General features: G+C 35.5%; 18 protein-coding genes. 9 read left to right on the top strand and 9 right to left on the bottom strand.

Annotated features, from left to right (window positions below):
- Nucleotides 1-89: 89 nt before the first annotated feature.
- Nucleotides 90-992 carry a LysR family transcriptional regulator gene (locus AN959_RS07585; protein WP_056829594.1) on the top strand — a complete coding sequence of 301 codons (903 nt, stop codon included), beginning with the start codon at nucleotides 90-92 and terminating at the stop codon, nucleotides 990-992.
- 101 nt (nucleotides 993-1093) lie between these two features.
- Here the strand turns inward: AN959_RS07585 and AN959_RS07580 are convergent, their stop codons facing one another.
- From AN959_RS07580 to pxpA, 3 genes are all read right to left on the bottom strand, one after another.
- Nucleotides 1094-1867: a putative hydro-lyase gene (locus AN959_RS07580; RefSeq protein WP_371256529.1), complete on the bottom strand. Its 774-nt coding sequence runs from the start codon at nucleotides 1865-1867 to the stop codon at nucleotides 1094-1096.
- 35 nt (nucleotides 1868-1902) lie between these two features.
- A complete protein-coding gene (locus AN959_RS07575; protein WP_082460915.1) occupies nucleotides 1903-3045 on the bottom strand; it encodes an NRAMP family divalent metal transporter in 1143 nt (380 codons plus the stop codon).
- A 90-nt stretch (nucleotides 3046-3135) separates the two neighbouring features.
- On the bottom strand, nucleotides 3136-3897 hold the full coding sequence (gene pxpA, locus AN959_RS07570) for a 5-oxoprolinase subunit PxpA (protein WP_056829588.1): 762 nt from the start codon (nucleotides 3895-3897) through the stop codon (nucleotides 3136-3138).
- 246 nt (nucleotides 3898-4143) lie between these two features.
- Between pxpA and pxpB the strand changes: the two genes are divergently transcribed.
- Together pxpB and AN959_RS07560 are read left to right on the top strand one after the other, a co-directional pair.
- On the top strand, nucleotides 4144-4872 hold the full coding sequence (gene pxpB, locus AN959_RS07565) for a 5-oxoprolinase subunit PxpB (protein ID WP_056829586.1): 729 nt from the start codon (nucleotides 4144-4146) through the stop codon (nucleotides 4870-4872).
- Nucleotides 4869-5858: a biotin-dependent carboxyltransferase family protein gene (locus tag AN959_RS07560; RefSeq protein ID WP_056829584.1), complete on the top strand. Its 990-nt coding sequence runs from the start codon at nucleotides 4869-4871 to the stop codon at nucleotides 5856-5858. Before pxpB ends, AN959_RS07560 begins: the two co-directional genes overlap by 4 nt.
- Before the next feature lie 10 nt (nucleotides 5859-5868).
- Here the strand turns inward: AN959_RS07560 and AN959_RS07555 are convergent, their stop codons facing one another.
- The 3 genes from AN959_RS07555 to AN959_RS07545 all read right to left on the bottom strand — a co-directional run bounded on the left by AN959_RS07555 (nucleotide 5869) and on the right by AN959_RS07545 (nucleotide 8343).
- Nucleotides 5869-6642 carry an IclR family transcriptional regulator gene (locus AN959_RS07555; RefSeq protein ID WP_056829583.1) on the bottom strand — a complete coding sequence of 258 codons (774 nt, stop codon included), beginning with the start codon at nucleotides 6640-6642 and terminating at the stop codon, nucleotides 5869-5871.
- A 26-nt stretch (nucleotides 6643-6668) separates the two neighbouring features.
- The gene (locus tag AN959_RS07550; protein ID WP_056830290.1) at nucleotides 6669-7565 is read right to left on the bottom strand and encodes a DMT family transporter; all 897 of its coding nucleotides are present in this window, start codon (nucleotides 7563-7565) and stop codon (nucleotides 6669-6671) included.
- A 229-nt stretch (nucleotides 7566-7794) separates the two neighbouring features.
- Entirely contained in the window at nucleotides 7795-8343 is a 549-nt protein-coding gene (locus AN959_RS07545) for an NADPH-dependent FMN reductase (protein WP_172794330.1), read from the bottom strand.
- Between the two features lie 316 nt (nucleotides 8344-8659).
- Between AN959_RS07545 and AN959_RS07540 the strand changes: the two genes are divergently transcribed.
- From AN959_RS07540 to AN959_RS07525, 4 genes are all read left to right on the top strand, one after another.
- Nucleotides 8660-10087 carry a YfcC family protein gene (locus AN959_RS07540; protein WP_371256513.1) on the top strand — a complete coding sequence of 476 codons (1428 nt, stop codon included), beginning with the start codon at nucleotides 8660-8662 and terminating at the stop codon, nucleotides 10085-10087.
- Nucleotides 10088-10106: 19 nt separating this feature from the next.
- The gene (locus AN959_RS07535; protein ID WP_056829580.1) at nucleotides 10107-11282 is read left to right on the top strand and encodes an amidohydrolase; all 1176 of its coding nucleotides are present in this window, start codon (nucleotides 10107-10109) and stop codon (nucleotides 11280-11282) included.
- A 237-nt stretch (nucleotides 11283-11519) separates the two neighbouring features.
- Nucleotides 11520-12782 carry a threonine ammonia-lyase IlvA gene (gene ilvA, locus AN959_RS07530; RefSeq protein WP_056829578.1) on the top strand — a complete coding sequence of 421 codons (1263 nt, stop codon included), beginning with the start codon at nucleotides 11520-11522 and terminating at the stop codon, nucleotides 12780-12782.
- Nucleotides 12783-12955: 173 nt separating this feature from the next.
- A complete protein-coding gene (locus AN959_RS07525; protein ID WP_056829575.1) occupies nucleotides 12956-14434 on the top strand; it encodes a catalase in 1479 nt (492 codons plus the stop codon).
- A 96-nt stretch (nucleotides 14435-14530) separates the two neighbouring features.
- Here AN959_RS07525 and AN959_RS07520 read toward each other — a convergent pair whose 3' ends face one another.
- Genes AN959_RS07520 through AN959_RS07510 form a run of 3 tightly spaced genes read right to left on the bottom strand, consistent with a single transcriptional unit; the run spans nucleotide 14531 to nucleotide 17384 of the window.
- A complete protein-coding gene (locus tag AN959_RS07520) occupies nucleotides 14531-15328 on the bottom strand; it encodes an ABC transporter ATP-binding protein (RefSeq protein ID WP_056829572.1) in 798 nt (265 codons plus the stop codon).
- The gene (locus AN959_RS07515) at nucleotides 15321-16355 is read right to left on the bottom strand and encodes an ABC transporter permease (protein ID WP_056829571.1); all 1035 of its coding nucleotides are present in this window, start codon (nucleotides 16353-16355) and stop codon (nucleotides 15321-15323) included. Before AN959_RS07515 ends, AN959_RS07520 begins: the two co-directional genes overlap by 8 nt.
- Before the next feature lie 18 nt (nucleotides 16356-16373).
- Entirely contained in the window at nucleotides 16374-17384 is a 1011-nt protein-coding gene (locus tag AN959_RS07510) for an ABC transporter substrate-binding protein (RefSeq protein ID WP_056829569.1), read from the bottom strand.
- Between the two features lie 239 nt (nucleotides 17385-17623).
- Here AN959_RS07510 and AN959_RS07505 point away from each other — a divergent pair, with 239 nt between their 5' ends.
- On the top strand, nucleotides 17624-19372 hold the full coding sequence (locus AN959_RS07505; protein WP_056829567.1) for a GGDEF domain-containing protein: 1749 nt from the start codon (nucleotides 17624-17626) through the stop codon (nucleotides 19370-19372).
- Nucleotides 19373-19444: 72 nt separating this feature from the next.
- The gene (gene ytzI / locus AN959_RS20585; RefSeq protein ID WP_156316774.1) at nucleotides 19445-19588 is read left to right on the top strand and encodes a YtzI protein; all 144 of its coding nucleotides are present in this window, start codon (nucleotides 19445-19447) and stop codon (nucleotides 19586-19588) included.
- The last annotated feature ends 1 nt before the right edge of the window (nucleotide 19589 follow it).

The following is a 19589-nucleotide window of genomic DNA, read 5'->3' as shown; positions in this document are numbered from 1 at the left end:
TGAATATTGTAGGTTTTCAAAATAATATAAACAATATATAATTTGGATATAAATCATCTACTTTTTAGATTGATTAGAGGAGTGAGAATATGGAACTACGTCAATTGAGGTATTTTATAGAAGTTGCAGAACGTGAACATATTTCGGAAGCAGCCATTAATTTGCATGTCGCTCAATCAGCTGTAAGTAGACAAATTGCAAATTTGGAGGAGGAACTTGGGGTAGAATTGTTCGAACGCGTGGGGAGGAATGTTAAGTTAACACCTATCGGGAAAATATTTATGCAACATAGTATATTCGCATTGCAAGCAATTGACCATGCTAAAAAACAAATTGATGAATACTTAAATCCTGAAAAAGGAGTTATTAAAATTGGCTTTCCAACCAGTTTAGCTGGCCACTTATTGCCAACAGTTATTTCTGCTTTTAAAAAAGAACATCCAAATGTAGCCTTCCATCTACGCCAAGGATCTTATAACTATTTGATTGATGCTGTAAAAAATAGAGAATTGAATCTTGCGTTTTTAGGTCCTCTCCCCCCAAAGGACGAATTGATAAATAGCACCATTTTATTTACGGAAGATTTTTCAGTACTCTTACCAAGCCATCATCCTTTTGCCAATAAAAATAGGATTCCTTTAATTGATTTACGAAATGAAAATTTTGTTTTATTCCCTGAAGGCTATGTATTAAACAAACTTGTCGTTGAAGCATGTAATTCTGTCGGATTCACACCCAAAGTTACGTCGGAAGGTGAGGATATGGACGCTATTAAAGGTCTAGTTGCAGCAGGTATAGGAGTAAGTCTACTACCCGATAGTACGTTTACCGACTCCACTCCGAGATTTACCACAAAAATCCCAATAGACTCACCTGCCATCCGAAGAACGGTCGGTATCCTAAGCCCAGCTTCAAGAGAGTTGTCTCCTTCAGAAAAAGTATTTCACCATTTCGTTATCCGTTTTTTCTCCTTACTAGGACAATACCAATAATTATTACAAAAGTATTACAGGTGCCAGGCACCAAAATAAAAACAAACATGAAAACGTGTATTTCACAATTTTCATGTTTGTTTTTAAAATTCATTTGTTTGTTATAATACGCTTAATTTTTCGTCTTTCAAATCACTGATGAACATGCAGCCCGGAGCATGGGTAATCATGATCGAAGGTTTACTCTGCATCGCAACCGCTTGTGGTGTAACACCGCAAGCCCAAAACACAGGGATCTCACCTTCTTTGATTGTAACAGCATCGCCAAAGTCAGGTTTATGGATGTCATTGATACCAATAATACTTGGATCCCCAATATGTATCGGAGCTCCGTGCACTCCTGGAAAGCGCGAAGTAATTTGTATCGCTCGAATGGCATCGGCTTGTGACATTGGACGCATACTTACTACAGTTGGACCTTCGAAGACACCTGCTTTTGTACACTCAATATTTGTTTTGTACATCGGTACATTGCAGTTTTCCTCAATATGTCGAATTGGTATGCCTGCTTCAATCAACGGCGTTTCGAAGGTAAAGCTACAACCAATTAAAAAAGCTACCATATCGTCTTCCCAGTAATCCTTAATATCAGTCACTTCTTCTGTAAATGCACCGTCTTTATAAATACGATATTTTGGAATATCCGTTCTAATATCCGCCCCATTTGCAATAGTACTCGGATTATATGAACCTACTTCCGTAACATCTACCAATGGACAAGACTTTGGATTTCTTTGGCAAAATAATAAAAAGTCAAAAGCATATTCTTTTTTCAAAATAGCTAAATTTGCTTGTGTATATCCTTTAGCCATACCAGCTGTCGGACCTGTAATTTGCGCAGAACCTATTAATTTACGGATCTCATTTGGAGCCATTGTTCCATAATTAATCATTGGTCAACTACCCCTTCCTATTTAAAAAGCAATGGAATTTGTTCTATTAGCGTCATGATTCCTAACACACCCATGATAATAGTTACGATTGCCCCAGTAATTGTTAACCAAATAGGGTGCTTGTAATCTCCTACAATTTCTTTCTTGTATGCTCCAACTAATAACGTACCTAGTGCTATTGGTAAAATTAGTGCATTTAGAGCACCAACAAGAAGAAGAATATTAACTGGTCTTCCTACTAACGCAAAAACTATAGTTGATGTAAGAATAAAAACGATAATAATCCAGTTATGGTATTTCTCTATCAAAGGATGGAATGAACGAATAAATGATACGGATGTGTAAGCCGCACCAACAACAGATGTAATTGCAGCTGCCCACATAATTACACCAAACATACGATAACCAATTTCGCCAGCAGCAAGTTTAAAAACAGAAGCTGGTGGATTTGCAGGATCAATTTGTAATCCTTGTGACACAACCCCTAGTACTGCTAAAAATAATGCAACACGCATTATTCCCGTTACTACAATACCTGTTACAGAACCTTTCGTTACATCAGGTAATGACTCCACACCTTTTACTCCTGCATCTAAAAGTCTGTGACCTCCTGCAAAAGTTATATAACCACCAACTGTTCCACCTACTAGTGTCACAATGGCAAAAATACTAATTTCTGAAGGAGCAAACGTATGTACAATCGCTTCGCCAACTGGTGGTGAAGTAGAAAAAGCAACAAAAACCATTAAAGCAATCATGACAAATCCAGCAATTTGAGCAACCTTATCCATTGCTTTTCCTGCTTCTTTCACAACAAATATAAAAATCGCAAATGCCGCACTAATAATTGCGCCAGTGATCGGATCCAAACCAAGCATCGCATTTAAACCAAGGCCTGCTCCAGCAACATTCCCAATATTAAATGCAAGTCCACCCATTACTATTAGAATCGCCAATAGCACCCCTAAACCCGGCAATACTTTATTGGCAATTTCTTGTCCACGAAGCCCTGAAACAGCAATAATTCTCCAAACATTTACTTGAGCAACAACATCTAGTAAAAGTGAAATCAAAATGACAAATCCAAAACTAGCTGCTAGTTGTTCAGTAAATACAGTTGTTTGTGTTAAAAATCCCGGTCCTATAGCTGAGGTCGCCATCAAAAAAGCCGCCCCTAGTAAGACACTTTTCCCTACTGTCTTTTTAGTACTGTCTTTTGGTATTAATTGTTCTCCCACATGTTCTCCCCCTTAATCACCGAAAGCTGAAACGCTTACATTATTATTTTTTAAAGTTTCTTTAATATTTCGGGCAAATGAAACAGCATGTTCTCCATCTCCATGAATACAAACTGTATCTGCTTTTATTTGTACTTCTGTATTTTGTTGTGAAATTACGATTCCTTCCGTCACCATTTTCACAACTTGGGCTATCGACTCGTTAGTATCTATTATTAGAGCATTACTCTGTTGACGCGAAGTTAATGAACCATCTGACTGATATGTACGATCCGCGAATACTTCATGAGCTGTTCGTAAGCCCACTTTTTCTCCTGCCGCAGTTAATTCACTATTAGCTAACCCAAATAAGACAAGTGAAGGAGATACATCATATACCGCTTGAGCTATCGCTTTGGCCAATTCAAAATCTTTAGCAGCCATATTAAATAATGCACCATGCGGTTTTACATGTTGCATCTGCTCACCAAAAGTAGCTAAGAACCCATTAAGCGCACCAATTTGATAGACTACCATATCATATGCCTCTTGGGGAGTTATTTTCATCTCTCTTCTACCAAATCCATTTAGATCAGGCAAACCAGGATGTGCACCAATTTTAACGCCATTTTCAATAGCTAACTTGACAGTTTCCCGCATTACACTTGGATCTCCAGCATGAAATCCACATGCAATATTCGCTGATGTAACATATTTTAGTATTTCTTGTTGCTCTCCTAATTTGTATCGACCGAAACTTTCCCCTAAGTCGCAATTTATATCTACTCGAAACATTTTATCCCTCCTAAACTTCTATTAGCATCACAATACTTTAGTTCCGAATTATGAAACCGATGTTTTGAAACTTAAACTTTATATTAGCACAATCGTTTTTTTCTGAATAGATATTATTTTGCAATTGTTTATTTAATTATTTTTTAAACTATAGCTTGTATTTTGATTTTAGAGAATTATAATAATTGTTATATTTCATTTTTAAGAACTTCATTTCCGTATTTCGAAACTAAAGGAGCTGTTTGTATGCCTAATTCCTATTCTGATTGCATTATAAAACCATTGGGAGATTCCGCATTAATTGTACAGCTCGGAGAAGGTATAGATAAAGCTATTCATCAAAAAGTTAAAAATCTATCCGAACTACTAGCTAATAGTCCATTTGAAGGATTAACAGAATTTGTTCCAGCTTATAACAATATAACGGTGTATTATAATCCATATATTGTTCATACTTCCCAGAAAAGTGACTTAAATTCCTTTGAATTTGTTTCTATTCATATGAAAAATTTAGTAAAAAAAATGACGAAAAATAAAAACGAGTCTGCTAGGATAATTTCTATCCCTGTTTGTTACGGAGGAGAATATGGACCAGATTTAGATACAGTCGCTCAATATCACAACATTTCACCAGAGGAAGTTATTCGCATTCATTCAGAGAGTGAATGTTTAGTTTACATGCTCGGTTTTGCACCTGGTTTTCCTTTTATGGGTGGAATGGATGAACGTATAGCTACACCTAGAAAAGAAAAACCTAGATTATCAATAAGACCCGGATCAGTTGGAATAGCAGGTAAACAAACTGGTATTTATCCACTAGAGACTCCTGGTGGATGGCAGATCATTGGACGCACCCCGCTAGATTTGTTTCTACCTCAAATGTCCCCCCCTACCTTATTGCAAGCTGGCGATATTATACGCTTTGTGCCGATTTCTTCCAGTGATTATTTAAATTATAAGGAGTTGAAGAAATGAGCATACGAGTGTTGCATTCCGGACTATTAACTACGATTCAAGACATAGGTCGATATGGATCGCAAAAGTTTGGAGTTATAGTTAGTGGTGCGATGGATAGCTATTCTTTAAGACTGGCAAATCTTTTAGTTGGAAATAAAGAAAATGAAGCCACACTTGAAATTACTTTATTCGGCACAACACTTCAATTTGATGAAGATACCTTAATTTCAATAACTGGAGGAGATTTTCTCCCTACGATTGACGGAAAAAAAGTTCTGTCGTGGCGACCAATCTTAATAAAGAAAAATTCTGTCTTAAAATTCAATTCAGCTATAAAAGGAAGTAGAGCATACGTTGCTTTTGCAGGTGGAATAGATATCCCGGAAATTATGGAGAGTAAAAGTACCTATTTACGTGCAAATATTGGTGGCTTTAAAGGGAGAGCGTTGCAAAAAGGAGATATTTTTTCAGTAGGAGAAGTAAGTGAAATTGGCGAAAAGCTTATTGAACAGTTGAAAAACAGTGATGCAACTTGGTCTGTAGACTTTAATAATTTGATAAGATTTGAACAGAATCAGTATATTCGAGTGCTAAAAGGAACTGAATTTAACCGTTTTGATCAGGAAAGCCAAAACATTTTTTTCGAAAAACCTTATACCCTTACAGTCCAATCCGATCGAATGGGATACAGATTAGATGGTCCTACCCTATCATTAGCTGAAAATTTTGAGCTCTTATCTGAAGGAGTTACGTTTGGAACTGTCCAGATCCCATCAAATGGACAACCAATTATCCTGATGGCAGACCGTCAAACTACTGGGGGCTATCCTAAAATAGCACAAGTGATAACTGCTGACTTACCAAGTCTCGCTCAGATTCAACCAACTGGAACAATACGCTTTAAGGAAGTCACGCTTGCTGAAGCTGAAAATGAAATATTTAAAAATGAGCAGCAGATAAAAAACATAAAAAATGCAATCCATTATAAAATAGTTAGTAATTAAAAATAATCCTCTATTCACGTTGGAATAGAGGATTTTTATTTACAAAGCCTAATCTTTCAGAAATTATATTCGCAGCATCTATTGTTTTTTTTGCAAAGAAATCAACCTGATCTTTTTGGTAGTTTGCTTCAATTCCAGCTATACTAATTCCACCTATGATTTCTCCTTTATTGTTGAAAATAGGAGCAGCAATAGCTGAGGTATGGTCTTCTAATTCGGAATGACTAATCGTATAACCATTTGTTCTTGCATTTTTTATACTCTCTAACAAAATCTCTTTATCCGTAATTGTTCCCATAGCAAAAGACTTTAATTCTACATTTTCTAAATAAGAATTGATTTCATCATCTTCTAAAAAAGATAAAATGACTCTTGAACAAGCTCCAGCATACAAAGGGCTTCTTCTTCCAATAGCAGTGTATAACCGGACTTTTTGGTATACATCTACTTTTTCAATGTAAATGGCTTCGTCACCTTGCCGTATAATTAAATTAATCGCTTCTTTTAATTCGTTATGTAATTCTTGCATGATAGGATATGCGATTTGTCGTATATCCAATCTAGAAGAAACGAGATTTCCATAAGTAAGAAAGAGGAGACCTAACCGATATTTAGAATCAGCGCCTTTTACGATAAAACCCATTTCCTCTAAAGATATTAACATTCGATAAACGGATGATTTAGGAATCTTCGAAAGTTCAATTATTTCTTGAAATGTCAAAGCCGCATGATCTACAAATAAATTTAAAATATCCATCGAACGAACTACTGTTTTATTTTTCATATACTCTCCTTTAACAAGTAACTCTCTTATTCTTTAACAAAATTAATAAGCTTCTTTTTACTTCTAAAATTAACGATAAAAATACTAGCACCAACCATGATTAACCCAATAATAAGCAAGTAGGTAATTGGTTCATCTAGGAAAACAGCACCTATAAAGACAGCTATGATTGGTACAAGAAACGTATATGAGCCTACTTTGCTTGCTTCTCCTTCATTAATCAACTTGTAGTAGATAATATAAGAAATAGGAATCCCAAAAATTGCGCCATAGCTTAAACCAAATATGTATGTACTATTCCACTGAATTTCAGACCAACTTTCAAAGTATGTCCCTGTTCCAAGAAGAACCACTCCCCCAATGATACATTGTAAGGAAACCATCCAGTAAGCATCTACTCTATCCCTTATACTTTTGACGTAAATCACACCAAATGCCCAACATATTGCTGTGACGATCCCAAGAACTACCCCAATTACGGACACATGAAAAGTTAACCCATCTAAACTAACCATTAATATTCCTAGGAATCCTATCAAGAGACCAATAATTTTAACTGGGGTCATAAATTCCCCTAACCAAATCCATGCGAACAAACCTAATAACACTGGTTGAAAATAAACAAGTATCGAAAACAAGCCTCCAGGTAAATAATTTAACCCTACAGTTTGTATTCCAAAAAATAATGTTGTATTAAATAAAGCCGAAATACAATATAACTTCCAATTTTCCCGCCAATTAATTTTATCTAACCTATTCAACAATATTAATCCTAACAAGACCCCGCCAATCGTCGCTCGCATTCCGGAAAATAGCAACGGAGGTGTGTAAGGTAACGCTAATTTATAAATTGGCCAACTAGCACCCCACACTAAAATAAGCACTAATAGTGCCATCGTCGATTTCGTAAATACCTTACTCAACATTATAACTTCCCTTCAAAACTAAACCAAGTCTATGAATCCACTATACACCCAAAGAAAAAAACCATCTATCAAAAAAAACAAAAAAATTGAACTAATCTACCCTCGTATATTACAAATAGATTACAGGTGCCTGGCACGAAAACAATCGTGAAATTCGTGAAAATAAAAACAAACATGAAATTCGTGAAATTCACGTTTTTCATGTTTGTTTTATTAATTACTAAAATTATTTAACTTTATTGTAAAATTCAACAAAATTGTTTACTACGGAATCAAGGAAATCACTTGTACCTTGGTCAGTAATTTCATTTTGTTCATTCAATTTTGTATGAATTGAACCAATGTATACTTCATTTCCAGGAAGTAGTTTTGGTTGTAGTGTTGGATTCGAGATGATTTCTCTTAAATGCAATTGAGCACGAACACTACCAAGTACGCCCATAGAAGAACCTACGATAAAAGTTGGTTTATCTTTTAGGTCATGTCCGCTACGAGACATCCAATCAATTGCATTTTTCAAAACTCCTGGGATTGAAAAGTTATATTCAGGTACTGCGAATAGCACCGCTTCCGCATTACGAACTTTCATTTTGAAATCCATTGCCCCTTTTGGAGGATTCTCTTCAATATCAGCACTAAACATCTCTACATCGTTGATTAATACGATTTCAATGTCTAATTTGTCTGCATAGCGTTTTTTCATGTACTCCACTAGTTTTAAGTTGTAAGATTCTTTTCTGTTACTACCTATAATTGCTGCCACTTTAATTGCCATTTGTAAATCTCCTCTTTCCTTATAATCTTTAGTTATCGATTGTACAATATTCGACAAGTCAACACGTTTTTTAGTATAGCACTGCGATCACAAAAAATGCATAGACTATGTTTGCAACCTCTTTTACAAATACAGGAACAATATTCTTTATATTCAGAATATATTGACATCCAAAAATTNATTAATTTTAATATTTCCGAATATTGAAAACGTTTTCCGTATAACGGAAAAGTCGAAGTGATTCTTCCAAAACTCTAAATTCTGAAAGGATTGCTACATTAATAAGGAAATTAACGACAAACTAGGGGGAATTGTATTGACAAAAATCATAGAAAAAGGAAATTTAAAATCAAATGTAAAAAGTAAATTAACGAATGAAATATCTATTGATGCATTTGTACTAATGTTTTGTGTAATATTAATAGTGGCTATATTAACGTATATTTTTCCTGCTGGACAATACGATCGAGTGGAAGTAGATGGACGACAAGTAGTGGACCCTACCACATTTCACTTTGTTGAAAATGCACCTGTTGGTTTTTTTGATATATTTAGTAATGTTCATGTTGGTATGACTGAAGCCGCGCCTATTATACTTTTTGTACTACTATTTGGTGGAGCACTTGGAATAATACAAATGACTGGTGCATTAAATTCTTTTATTCAAATAGTATCCTTGAAATATTCTTCTAAAGAAAAATTGCTTATACCAATTATGGTTTTAGTATTTTCTTTGTTAGGTACTTTAATTGGTTCCGCTGAAGATTCTCTTGTTTATTTAGCAATCCTTGTACCTATGACTATATCTTTAGGATTTGATGCTCTTACTGGATTTGCTATAGTCATGCTTGGTATTATGGTCGGTTTTCTTACAGGTATTACAAATCCATTTAACGTAGGTGTGGCTCAAGGTATAGCTGAGCTTCCAATATACTCAGGTATTGAGCTGAGAATTGCACTATTTGTAGTAATGTATCTAGCAACAGTTTTATATATTTACCGTCATGCAATGAAAGTTAAAAAGAACCCGGAGTTAGGTGTGTTTGGAAAATATACTAGACAATCCACTGATACCATTGAAGAAAATTTCAAACTTTCTATAAGACATAAAATCTCTTTGTATGCTTTACTTTTAAACTTCATTATTCTCATGTATGGGGTTATCAAACTTCAATGGTATATTTCAGAAATCGCTGGGATATTCTTGTTATTTGGAATTATTATAGGTTTTATTTGTAAGCTCTCCCCTAGCGATATGTCTAAAGGATTTATTGATGGTGCAAAGGAAATGATTTCTGGGGCTTTAATTATTGGAGTCGCTCAAACTATTTTAGTAATCGTACGTGATGGTTTGCTGTTAGATTCTATTTTGTATTATGCGTCAAGTCTAATCGGGAATCTCCCTCCTGCTATTAACGCACTTGGCATGTTCTTTACCCAAATGTGTATGAATTTTATCGTTCCATCTGGAAGTGGACAAGCAGCACTGACGATGCCTATTATGACACCTCTTGGAGATTTGATTGGTGTTACAAGACAAACAGCCGTGCTTGCCTTTCAAACTGGAGACGGTATTTCCAATCTCATTTTCCCAACATCAGGTGTTTTAATTGCAGCACTAGCTTTAAATGGTATCCCCTATACGAAATGGCTAAAATGGGTCTTCCCGTTCATCGGTATATTAATAGCAATTTCCATTTGCTTTTTAATGTTCGCACAATTCACGAATTATGGTCCATTCTAAATAAAGGAGTTAATGAATAATGACAATAAAGGAAACAACGATTAAAGAAGAAGTAATTAAATGGAGAAGGCAACTTCATGAGAATCCTGAGCTCGGTTTTGACGAAGTGGAAACATCGAATTACATTTATCAACTTTTGCAATCATTTTCTGGTTTAGAAATATCAAGGCCAACTAAAACAAGTGTGCTAGCAGTACTTAAAGGATTAAAGCCTTCTGCCACCCCTCTTACTATTGCTTTTCGAGCAGATATCGACGCACTTCCGATAGTAGAAGAAGCAGACGTTCCTTTTAAATCCAAAAAAGAGGGTGTCATGCACGCATGTGGACACGATACACATACTGCCATGTTACTTGGTGCAGCAAAAGTACTTTCCTCCAAAAGAGAAGAAATTAGTGGAGAAATTCGTTTCATCTTCCAACACGCAGAAGAAGTAAGCCCTGGAGGAGCGTTAGGACTAGTAGATGTAGGTGTCGTTGACAATGTTGACCATATATTTGCATTACATGTGGATCCATTCGTTAAATCAGGTACGATTACAATGAAGGATGATGTCTTATGTGCAGCAATTGACGATTTTGAAATTACCATAATAGGTAAAGGCGGACACGCATCAATGCCCGAAAAATCTATAGATCCAATTGCAATTGGAGCAGAAGTAGTTTCCAATCTCCATCAAATAACAGCTAGAAAAATTTCAGCATTAAATGTTCCTGTTTTATCTGTTGTTGTTTTTCAAAGCGGCAATGTACTAAATGTTATACCAGAAACTGCCTATATCGGGGGAACACTCCGCTCCCTTGATAGTATGAGCAGAGAAGAAGCAAAAAAGTATGTCAATCAGATAGTTAAAGGAATCTCAGAAGCACACGGAGCATCCTTTAAGATTAATTGGATGGAAGGATACGATCCTGTTATTAACGATAAAGAAAGTGTTACGATTTCAAGAAAAGCTGCTATTGAAGTATTTGGGCAAGAAAATGTCATTCATATAGATAAACCTTTCTTTGGTGGAGAAGATTTCTCAGCATATCTACGTAAAAGTCCTGGCTCTATGCAATTTCTTGGTATTTACAATGAAGAACTCGGAAACAACTACCCTCTTCATCATCCAAAGTTCATGGTAGATGAAGAAGCTCTACAGTATGGTACAGAGTATTTCGTTAAAATAGCTGAACACCTATGTATGAAGTAAAAATATAAAACTTACAGGAGGAGGTCGCCATATATTAGGTAACCTCCTCCTATATTATTACAGAGGTGTTACTGGTGCCTGGCACCAGTAACACCTCTGTAATACAACCACTAATAACATTCTTGATAAAGAATATAGTTGTTACATTATTTCGAATTCTTCGAAAGAATAATGGCGATTTACTACTGTAGTGTGTTAAAATATATTAATCTTTAAATTGGAGGAGTCATTATCTATATGCAAGTAACAGATACGAAAACCATTCAAGTAGAAAATGTGCTAATAGCACATCATTTTTTGAAAGATGTAGTTATTCATACACCTTTACAAAAAAATGAGTATTTATCAGAAAAATATAATTGCACAGTATATTTCAAAAGAGAAGATTTGCAGCATGTTCGCTCATTTAAACTCCGTGGAGCTTACTATAAGATTAAAACAATTGAGAATGATGCAAGGGAAAAAGGAGTCGTGTGTGCTAGCGCGGGTAATCATGCTCAAGGAGTCGCCTATGCATGTGCACATTTGCAAATTACCGCAAAGATTTTCATGCCTCTTACTACTCCAAAACAAAAAATCGACCAAGTGAGAATGTTTGGTCGTGAATATGTTGAAATAATTCTAGCAGGTGATACTTTTGATGACTCTGCTACTAATGCTATCGCTTATGCTGAAGCTGAGAACCGGATTTTTATCCACCCATTTGATGACCGAGAAATTATTTCTGGGCAAGGTACTGTAGCTGTGGAAATAATGAATGACATGGAAGAACCGATTGACTTTGTTTTCGGAAGTATTGGTGGTGGAGGATTAATATCTGGAGTTTCTACTTATATAAAAAACATATCACCAAAAACTAAAATTATTGGAGTCGAACCTGCTGGGGCCGGCAGCATGAAAGCTGCTTTAGAAAACAATGGACCAGTAGCTTTAGAATCTATCGATAAATTTGTAGATGGTGCTGCAGTAAAATGTGTTGGTAATCTCAATTATGATGTATGCCAAAAATATGTAGATGATATCGTTCTCGTTCCAGAAGGCAAAGTTTGTACAACCATTTTAGATTTGTATAATAAACACGCTATTATTGCAGAACCTGCAGGAGCACTTCCTGTGACCGCTCTCGACTTATATCAAGATCAAATTAAAGGAAAGACTGTTGTCTGCATTATCAGTGGTGGGAATAACGATATTGGTAGAATGCAAGAAATTAAAGAAAAGTCATTAATGCATGAAGGCCTACTTTATTACTTTATTGTAAAGTTCCCTCAACGTGCTGGGGCGCTGCGACAGTTTTTAGATAAAGTACTTGGACCGGACGACGACATTACGACATTTGAGTATACTAAGAAGAACAATAAAGAAAGCGGACCAGCACTTGTAGGAATTGAATTGAAAAATAGCTCGGACTATAATGGTCTTATTTCCCGTCTAAGTGAGAATGGCTTCTCTTATAAAGAAGTGAATAAAGACAGTACTCTCTTTGAGCTTTTAATATAATAATCACTGTTTAAACACTTGTGAAATCTAGGTTTCACGAGTGTTTTTTTGTCTCCAAAGTAGAAACAAATAAAAAAAATAAATTTCTCTCAGTAGATTCCTAGCAAAATATTTATTCCTTTGATATAATCATTCTTGTATTATAAATATTCTAATCTAGGGGGAAATAGTCAATGACAGAGAATCAAAATAATAACAAATTGACAACTGCAGCTGGAGCACCTGTAGTAGATAACCAAAACTCCATGTCAGCTGGACCAAGAGGACCATTATTACTTCAAGACGTGTGGTTATTAGAAAAATTAGCTCACTTCGATAGAGAAGTTATTCCCGAGCGCCGCATGCATGCAAAAGGTTCTGCTGCTTACGGTAAATTTACTGTAACTAATGATATTACTCAATATACAAAAGCTAGTATTTTCTCCGAAATCGGAAAAGAAACAGAAATGTTCGTTCGTTTCTCCACAGTAGCTGGTGAACGTGGGGCTGCTGATGCAGAACGAGATATCCGTGGTTTTTCAATGCGATTCTACACAGAACAAGGTAACTGGGATTTAGTTGGTAATAATACTCCAGTATTCTTCTTCCGTGATCCACTTAACTTCCCAGATTTAAACCATGCTGTTAAACGTGATCCACGTACGAATATGCGTAGTGCAAATAACAACTGGGATTTCTGGACTTCTTTACCAGAAGCACTTCATCAAGTTACAATCGTCATGAGTGACCGTGGTATCCCTTCAACATACCGTAATATGCATGGATTTGGTAGCCACACTTTCAGTATGATCAATGCGAACAACGAACGTGTTTGGGTTAAGTTCCACATGCGCTCTCAACAACCTATCGAAAACTTAACAGATCAAGAAGCAGAATTGCTAGTTGGTAAAGACCGTGAAAGTCATCAACGTGATCTTTTCGATAGCATCGAGCAAGGTAACTTCCCTAAATGGAAAATGTATATCCAAGTGATGACAGAAGAACAAGCAAATAATATGCCTTATAATCCTTTTGACTTAACAAAAGTTTGGTATAAAAAAGATTTCCCACTAATTGAAGTTGGTGAATGGGAATTAAATCGTAACCCAGAAAACTATTTTGCAGAAGTGGAACAAGCTGCTTTCACACCAGCGAATGTAGTACCTGGTATTAGCTTCTCCCCTGATAGAATGTTACAAGGACGCCTTTTCTCATATGGAGATGCTCAACGGTATCGTTTAGGAGTTAACCACCACCAAATTCCGGTTAACCAACCAAAATGTCCTGTTCATTCTTTCCATAGAGATGGCGCTATGCGTGTAGATGGCAATAAAGGTGGAACACTTCACTATGAACCAAACAGCTATGGTCAATGGAAAGCACAACCTGAATTCAAAGAGCCACCATTAGCTATCAATGGTGAAGCATCAATTTGGGACTTCCGTGAAGACGATGACAATTACTATGAACAACCAGGTAAATTGTTCAATCTTATGAGTCCAGAACAACAACAAGTATTGTTTGAAAACACTGCTCGTAATATGACTGGCGTAGAAGAACATATTAAAGTTCGCCACATCATTCATTGCTACAAAGCAGACCCTGCATACGGTAAAGGTCTTGCAGATGCAATGGAAATCCCATGGGGCAACATCGAAGCTGCTATGGCTTAATAGTAATTAGAAAGAGCTGTCTTGTAGGAAGACAGCTCTTTTTATAAGAAGAAAGCTACTCCATAAGTCAATAATGACTTAGGAAGTAGCTCTTTTTTATACTGATAAAAGTGTTCGATCACTCGTTAACTTCTCACCGCGAATCCTTTGGAATTCATCCATAAGCTTTTCAATTGTGAGTGACTTTTTCTCTTCTTCATTTACCTCTAAAATAATTTGGCCATTATCCATCATAATTAAACGATTTCCTAAATCCAAAGCTTGTTGCATATTGTGCGTAACCATTAGTGTCGTCAGTTTATCTTTCTCTACAAGTTGCTTTGTTAGGTTAGTAATTAGCTCTGCTCTAGATGGGTCAAGTGCAGCGGTATGCTCATCTAACAATAAAATGGAAGGATTCGTAAATGTCGCCATCAATAAAGAGAGCGCCTGTCTTTCCCCTCCCGATAGTAATCCAACTTTTGCATTCAATCTATTTTCTAAATTTAAATGGAGCATTTCTAACGATTGTACAAAAAATGCTCGTCTTTTTTTATCAACACCAGTTTTTAACCCGCGCTTTTTATTTCTTGAGTAAGCAAGAGCAAGATTTTCTTCAATCGTCATCGAAGGCGCAGTCCCAGCCATTGGATCTTGGAATACACGACCAATAAACTGAGAACGTTTATATTCTGCAAGTTTAGATACATCTTTTCCATCTATCAAAATACGTCCAAAATCTGGTGTTAATGCACCAGAAATCATATTCATCATCGTTGATTTTCCTGCCCCGTTACTTCCGATGACTGTTACAAAATCCCCTGCTTTTAGTTCTAAATTTATTTCATCAAGTGCAATTTTTTCATCTGCAGTCGCTTCGTTAAATATTTTATTTATCGATTGTAGTTTAAGCAAGGTCATTCCCCTCCCGCTTTATCACATTTACATTGGAAATGGCACGCTCAGCATGACGCTTAGCTTTTCTACTTTTTTCTCGTCGCTTATCAAAATATTGAGGTAGAATTAATGCACAAATAACGATAACTGCTGTGATTAGTTTCATATCACCGGTATCTAATAATTCCACACGAAGTGCAAGTGCAAGTACAATACGATAGATTATCGCTCCAGCAATTACCGCTAAAGTAGTTCGTACAATTGTTTTTGTACCAAAAATTGCTTCACCTATAATAACGGATGCTAAACCTATGACAATCATTCCGATACCCATTCCAATGTCCGCAAATTTTGCATATTGTGCTATTAGTGCACCAGAGAGAGCAACAAGACCATTTGAAATACCTAAACCTATAATAACCAGAGTATCAGTATTAGCTGAAAAACTTCTTATCATTTTTTTATTGTCTCCTGTCGCACGGATAGCTAGGCCCACCTCTGTCTTCAAGAACCAATCAACTATTAATTTAATAGCAAGAACTAAAATTGCAACGATAACAATCGTTCCCCAAGTAGAAGGAACAAATTCTATTCCTATACTTTTCAAAAAATTATTTATCGCTTCATCAATTCCTAAACTCCCCCACCAACTATAAAACTGACTAAACAATGTTTCAGAGTTTAGAAGTGGAATATTCGGTCTTCCAATCGAATTCTCAACTGTTAGCCCCATAATCCGTAGATTAATGGAGTAAAGAGCAATCATCATTAGAATACCTGACAGCAAAGGATTAATTTTGCCTTTCGTATGTAATAAACCAGTTATACAGCCAGCTATAAAACCAGCTAGTATTGCTACTAATGTTGCGAGTGCCGGATGATATCCTAATACGATCATCGTAGCTGCTGTTCCAGCTCCCGTAACGAAACTTCCATCTACCGTTAAATCCGGAAAATCAAGTACTCGGAATGTAAGATACACTCCGAGTGCCATGATTGCATAGATGATTCCTTGCTCAACAGATCCAAAAATAGCTGAAAACATAAAGAATCAATCTCCTATCTATTCTGCAAATTCTGCTTTCCACTCGTCTTTAATCTCTAAGCCAAGCAAATCAGCAGTTTCTTTATTCATTACAAATCTTAAGTTTTGAGGGTATTGGACTGGTAGATCAGCCGGTGTGCTTTCTCCATTTATAATCTTAACAGCCATTTCACCTGCTTCATATCCGATATCAAAATACTCAAAACCATAAGCACCTAATCCACCACGTTTTACCGAGTCGAATTCACCAACCATCATAGGTATCTTATTATCATTTGCGACTGACACAACTGATTCAAGCGCGGATACTACCGTATTATCCGTAATTATATATAGTGAATCTACTTTTCCGATTAAGGATTCCGTAGCTTGTTTAACCTCAGCTGATGTGGAAACTGAAGCTTCCACTACATTTAATCCTACCTTGTTCATCTCTGCTTTTACTGCGTCTACTTGTGCACGTGAATTTTGTTCACCTGAATTAAACACCATTCCTACATTTTTAGATCCTAGTTCTTCTTTTAAAAATTTTACTGTACTAGGAATCGCTTCTGGTTGAGTATCTACGGTACCTGTAACATTTGCTCCTGGTTTTTCCATCGATTGAACAAGTTCAGCACTTACTGCATCTGTCACAGATGTAAAAACGATTGGAATGTCTTTCGTTAAACTTGCTACTGCTTGAGCACTTGGCGTAGAGTTCGCAAATATTAAATCAACACCAGAACTTACTAAGTTATTTGCAATCGTAGTGTTGGCACTATTGTCATTTTGAGCATTTTCAATTTTATAGTCTGCTTCTATGCCTGCATCTTCCAATGCTTTTTGAAATCCTTCAAAAGCCGCATTTAGAGATGGATGTTCTACAATTTGAGTCACACCTATTTTTACTTTTTTAGCATCCCCATTTGAGCTTGTTCCTTCACTTGAAGTAGCGGTTGAACCTGAATTATCTTTTCCTCCGCATGCCGCTAAAAGAAGAACAGCCCCAATAAGAATAAATGCTAATCTCTTTATACTTTTTCTCATCTTTCTAAAACCCCCTAATTAAATCATTCACACTATCGATTCAACTCACTAAAGTGTCAATTTAAAGATATGTTACACTGCAATTGACTGATAGTCAATAACATTAAAAATATTTTGATAAATATATGAACATATTAATCCTCAAATGAAATCTTTACATTTTCTTTACATGTTCTTGACATTACTTTTTTATAATATAAATTGACGAGAATTTGCTCATTGTAGGAGGATAAAGTTAGATGGCAATTGAGGAAATAGATTACGGAGATTTACTTTCTTATATAATTGAAGAAAAAGCAATTCAAACTGTTTTCCAACCAATTATCTCGCTTCAAAACGGCCATATTTATGGATATGAAGCATTATCTCGGGGTCCCGAAAATACTCCTTTACAAAACCCAGAAGTACTTTTTGATTATGCTATGAAAAGTGGAAAACTATGGGAGCTCGAAAATTTATGTCGAGGAAATGCATTAAAATATGCACATCACTTAAAGGCAGAAGGAAAATTGTTTATTAATGTGAATCCTAATATTATGAATGATCCAAAGTTCAAACAAGGATTTACGAAAGAATTTCTAAGTAGATTTAATATGGATTCGGATTCAATTGTTTTTGAAATAACGGAAAGAGAAGCAATTAATAATTTAAAGGATTTTATTAGTACTGTTGAACATTATAAAAAGCAGTTTTACCAAATTGCAATTGACGATGTTGGCTCTGGATATTCAGGGTTAAATGTCATAACAGATGTACGTCCACACTTTATTAAACTTGATATGAAGCTCATTCGTGATATTGAAAAAGATCGAACTAAACAACTTCTCGTGAAAAGTTTAAGTGAATTTGCAAATTATTCACAAATACATATTATTGCTGAGGGAATTGAAACACAAGAAGAGCTGCTTACTTTAATTGATATAGGCGTTCATTATGGACAAGGATACTTCATACAAAAACCAAATAAACAACTCTTCCCTGTTAGAAAAGAATTAAAAAAACTTATCGAGTTAGAAAGTGTTCGAAAAAATAGAATAAGCTCCAACCGTTTAACGGACACATCCATTGAACAAATCGCTACTCCCTTACGTACTATTGCAAGTCATACATCTATTTCTAAAGTAAGTAAATTGATGGATTCAAACGATGCCTTACCAGGTTTTTGTATAAAAGATGGAAATAAATTAATTGGTGTTATTACAAGAAATAAGTTACACCTAAAATTTAGTGGCCCGTACGGATACAGTCTTTATAATACTAAGCCAGTCACCGCAATTATGAGTAGAAATTATATGAAAGTGGATGCATCCACACCTATTGATGTAGTTGCTAAAATTGCCATGAAACGTGATCCGATTCATTTATACGATTTCATAACGATTACAAAAGAAGACGAATATTTTGGAGTTGTAACGGTAAAAGATTTACTTGAAAAAAGTATGCAGTTAGAAATTGACTATGCCAAGCATTTAAATCCACTTTCTGAGTTGCCTGGTAATATAATGATTGAAAAAGAATTACAAAACTGTATCGATAGCTCTGATGAGTTAACAGTTCTTTATCTTGATATTGATAATTTTAAGCCCTATAACGATGTATATGGATTTGAAAAGGGAGATAAAGTCATTATAAGATTAGCAGAAATATTAGAAAAAAATGCACCAGAGAATGGCTTTGTAGGACATATAGGTGGTGACGATTTCATCATGATTGTCCATACCCATAAAAGTAAGGAATTATGTGAAAAAGTTATAGAGGAATTCAATTCTTCCATTGAACACTTCTATCATTCGCATGATCTTCTAAAAGGAAGTATAATCTCTAAAAACCGTCATGGAATTGAAGAGCATTTTCCACTTTTGACTATTTCCATAGCAGGTGTTACAAACAAAACTGTTTTATCTATTTATGAACTTTCAGAAAAAGCAAGTTATTTAAAAAAACAATGCAAACAACTCGCTGGAAGCAACTCACTCCTAGATATATGAAAATGAAATTTGTATAAGCCTCTAATGCCATGTGCTATGATAGTGGTTGAACATGATTTAGGAGGAAAAAAAATGGTTTGGGTTTTGATTTTGACAGTATTTATTTTTATTCTTGTTATGTGCCTGTCTTTTTTCACAATAAATAAAGGTTACGCATTTAAACATACAATAGATGAAATACCAAAAGAAAAAAATGAAAAAACGCATCAACCATAAG

The organism is Psychrobacillus sp. FJAT-21963 (genome assembly GCF_001420585.1).
Classification (GTDB): Bacteria; Bacillota; Bacilli; order Bacillales_A; family Planococcaceae; genus Psychrobacillus.
The sequence above is the reverse complement of the archived record's forward strand: the minus strand, read 5'-3'. Positions and strand labels throughout refer to the sequence as shown.